The sequence below is a fragment of the Aquisalimonas sp. genome (assembly GCF_007120195.1).
GTDB lineage: Bacteria > Pseudomonadota > Gammaproteobacteria > Nitrococcales > Aquisalimonadaceae > Aquisalimonas.
This window is the reverse complement of record NZ_SKOG01000131.1, coordinates 1-3,304: the sequence shown is the minus strand read 5'-3', so window position 1 is coordinate 3,304 and position 3,304 is coordinate 1. Positions and strand designations below refer to the sequence as shown.

Below are 3,304 nucleotides of genomic sequence, written 5' to 3'. Positions count from 1 at the left end.
TCACCTTCTTGCGGTCCCTCGCCTTCGTCTTCGAGCTCAAAGCTTTCCTGCTCGCCCCAATCGTCTTTCTCGTCCGGCTGGTATCCTTCTTTCCGATGTTCCGCGTCCTGGGATTCCCAGCCTTTTTCAACTTTGCTCTTCTCTTCGTCATCTTCGGCGGCCACAGGGCCAAGTCCAAGCGTCACAGCCAAGACGAAGAGCGCACAGAGTGCAAACCAGTTAATTCGGGTCATCAGTTACACCTAATCTCCGTTGCGTTGGTCTTGTGCCGCGAGGCAAACAGGGCGCCAACACAGCACGTAGTTCCTTCTATCCTCCGATACCATCTGCGTCATTAAATACGATCCAGCCTCCGGCTTTGTTCCTACTGAATCAACGACGCGACCGCGTGCGTCCGGGTTCGGCAGTAACTGCGCTCGGTGGAGGTGGTGAGAGTGCCCGTCAGCCTTCCAGAACAATGTTGACGCGGCGGTTGTGCCGGCTCTTTTTCTCGATCTTGCGCACACGCACGTCCCCGATCTCGGCGATGGAGGCGACGTGGGTTCCGCCGCAGGGTTGAAGGTCGATGTCACCAATGCGCACGAGACGGACCGGGCCGCCGGTGCGCGGCGGCTTGACGCTCATGGTCTTAACCAGTTCGGGGCGGGCATCGAGTTCTTCCTCGGTGATCCACTCCGTTGTCACCGGATAGTCGGCGGCGATTAGCTTGCGCAGTTCGTCGGTTACGGTATCGCGCCCGAGCGTTGACTCGGGCAGGTCGAAATCGAGGCGGCCCTGGCCGTCGCTGATCGAGCCGCCGGTGACGGGTGCGGGGATAACCACGGACAGCAGGTGCAGGGCCGTGTGCACGCGCATGCGAATATGGCGCAGCGACCAGTTGATTTCGCCGTGCACACGCTCGCCCGCAGTGGGCAGTCCGACCCCGTCGTTCGGCAGGTGGCGTACTGCGCCGTCGGCATCGCGACGCGTGTCGCCGATAGCGAGGCTCGTGCCGCCAGCGGTGACCAGTGTGCCGGCATCCCCCGGCTGGCCGCCCCCTTGGGGGTAGAAGAGGCTGCGGTCGAGGACGATGCCGTTGTCATCGGCGGCGAGGACGGTAGCCTCGAAAGTAACCTCGTACGGGGCCTCACGGTACAGCGGCTCGGTTGTCATGGTCCCAGGGTTCATGCCTCTCCTCCCACACCCCGGTGCGGGCCGACGCGGCCCCGGGGCACGTGCCTTGTTGCACACCTTCGCTATCTCCGGCCAAAGAGCGGTCGCATGGGGCCGTTGCCGGGTTGTATAAGGATGACATCTCCGTGTGCTCCGATCATCCATAACGCACCGTCAGCCCAAATGCCAAGGTATCTCGCTGTGCTCTTCTCGCCGGCCTGCTACGCGACTTCCTGCCCAAACAGGAAAGCATCCATCGATAGCACGCCGTGTGTCATACCTCCCTCGATGACGCAGGCGGGCAGAGCCGTTTGGGCCGCGCCGGCTGCAACCAGCACTGCTTCGGGGCGCGGTAGCGTTCGACCCAGCGCCGTCAGCCGGGGACCTGCGATACCGGGCTCGAGCGCAAAGGTCGGTGCACCATGGGATACAAACAGGGCGGGAAAGGATGTCACGGTAATGCTCCTAAGCGACGCCGAGGCGAATTCGCCCCGGCGTGAACCGATTTTGCAACTTTGGGTCGATTAGGCCTCGCGGACCCGTCCGGCCAGCGCAGTGTCTGCCGACAGGCGTCCACCGCCGGTGAGCGCCAACGACACCGACAACGCCAGCAGAGCCAGCGCGAACTCATAGCCGCCATTGCTGATGAACAGCCCGTTGCTGATATGCACGGCGAAGATCGCCACCAGCATGGTGAAGGCAAGGACGATGGCAGCGGGTCGGACCAGCAGGCCGAGGATTAGCGCGAGGCCGCCGAAAAACTCAGCCCCGCCCGCCAGCAGTGCCATCAGCAGCCCGGGTTCGAGACCGATCGAGGCCATCCATTGCCCGGTACCTTCCAGCCCATGACCACCAAACCAGCCAAAGAGCTTCTGGCCGCCGTGCGCCATGAAGATAATGCCCGCCGGGACGCGCAGGGCCAGCGGCGCCCAGCCGGCATCGCTCGTGAACAAACGTTGGATGACTCGGGTATTCATCTGATCTCTCCTGTATCGGGTGTCGTGTTGAAGTTCCGTTCGCCTCGCGCGCCGCCGCCGGTGGCACCGTCTTGTAGAGGTGTGCGAGGCATGGGGGTATCGTATTGGGCCCACGAACCGGGATAAACTGCTGTAGATGAAATGGTTTGTTCCGGAAACCACAACAATGGATCGTTTTCAGGAGATGCAGGCGTTCGTCGCGGTGGCCGAGGCCGGGAGCTTCGTGAAGGCGACCGAGGCGCTTGGCATGTCCAAGGCGGCCGTCTCCCGCTACGTCAATCAGCTGGAGCGCCGGCTCGGCGTGCGCTTGGTGCACCGCACCACACGTCGATTGTCGTTGTCGGAGGAGGGGGAGGTCTTCTACACGCGTTGCAAACAACTCCTCGGAGAGCTCGACGAGTCGGAGGCGGAAATCACCTCACGCAGTGGGCAGGCGTCGGGGCAGCTGCGGATTAACGCCCCGTTCACTTTCGGGATCCTGCACCTGGCGGGTCTTTGGGGCACTTTCAAAGACCAGCATCCGCAAGTCAGCCTTGATGTAACCCTGTCGGATCGTGTTGTCGACCTGGTGGAGGAAGGCTACGACTTGGCCGTTCGCATCGGCCGCCTCTCGAGTTCGACCCTCATCAGCCGCAGGCTGTCGGCCACACGCATGGTCTTGTGCGCCTCGCCCGAATACCTGGCGCGTAACGGAAACCCAAGACATCCATCCGAACTGCTCAACCACGTTGTCTGGGCCTACCGCCATTTCGCCCCGGGCGACGAGTGGCCCTTCGAGGGCCCAGAAGGCGCGGTCACCAGCAGGATTCGCCCGGTTGTGCGCACCAACAGCGGCGACACCTGCCGCGTCGGCGCCCTGCAGCACCGCGCCATCGTCCTCCAGCCAAGCTTTATCGTCGGCCCGGATCTGGAGGCCGGGCGACTGGTGGAAGTCATGCCGGAGTATCGCTCAATAGAGCTTGGCATCTACGCGGTCTACGCGAGCCGCAAGCACGTCTCCCCCAAAGTGCGACTGCTCATCGACTTCCTGGTGGACGAACTCCGATCACGGCGCTGGAGCGAGTAGACGACAGCGGCGCCACCGGCATCACCGGCGCGGGGCCGTGAGTGCGGGCGCGCCTTTACGGACGGCGCCACATCGGTCGGCTGCGACGACCGACCGCCGCGAAAGGGCT

General features: G+C 63.3%; 5 protein-coding genes. 1 reads left to right on the top strand and 4 read right to left on the bottom strand.

Annotated elements, in window-relative coordinates:
• The 4 genes from QZT63_RS09735 to QZT63_RS09720 all read right to left on the bottom strand — a co-directional run.
• A partial coding sequence (locus QZT63_RS09735; protein ID WP_290650729.1) for a hypothetical protein occupies positions 1 to 233 on the bottom strand: 233 nt, incomplete at its 3' end.
• A gap of 208 nt (positions 234 to 441) precedes the next feature.
• Positions 442 to 1,167 carry an alanyl-tRNA editing protein gene (locus QZT63_RS09730; RefSeq protein WP_290650727.1) on the bottom strand — a complete coding sequence of 242 codons (726 nt, stop codon included), beginning with the start codon at positions 1,165 to 1,167 and terminating at the stop codon, positions 442 to 444.
• 206 nt (positions 1,168 to 1,373) lie between these two features.
• Entirely contained in the window at positions 1,374 to 1,607 is a 234-nt protein-coding gene (locus tag QZT63_RS09725; protein WP_290650725.1) for a hypothetical protein, read from the bottom strand.
• A gap of 69 nt (positions 1,608 to 1,676) precedes the next feature.
• Positions 1,677 to 2,129: a DoxX family protein gene (locus QZT63_RS09720; protein ID WP_290650723.1), complete on the bottom strand. Its 453-nt coding sequence runs from the start codon at positions 2,127 to 2,129 to the stop codon at positions 1,677 to 1,679.
• A 166-nt stretch (positions 2,130 to 2,295) separates the two neighbouring features.
• Between QZT63_RS09720 and QZT63_RS09715 the strand changes: the two genes are divergently transcribed.
• On the top strand, positions 2,296 to 3,195 hold the full coding sequence (locus QZT63_RS09715) for a LysR family transcriptional regulator (protein ID WP_290650721.1): 900 nt from the start codon (positions 2,296 to 2,298) through the stop codon (positions 3,193 to 3,195).
• Positions 3,196 to 3,304: the final 109 nt, after the last annotated feature.

Bases quoted from the DNA above. Each gene is read 5' to 3' on its own strand.
- QZT63_RS09715 (WP_290650721.1), top strand. From the start codon at position 2,296: ATGGATCGTTTTCAGGAGATGCAGGCGTTCGTCGCGGTGGCCGAGGCC.
- QZT63_RS09730 (WP_290650727.1), bottom strand. From the start codon at position 1,167: ATGAACCCTGGGACCATGACAACCGAGCCGCTGTACCGTGAGGCCCCG.
- QZT63_RS09720 (WP_290650723.1), bottom strand. From the start codon at position 2,129: ATGAATACCCGAGTCATCCAACGTTTGTTCACGAGCGATGCCGGCTGG.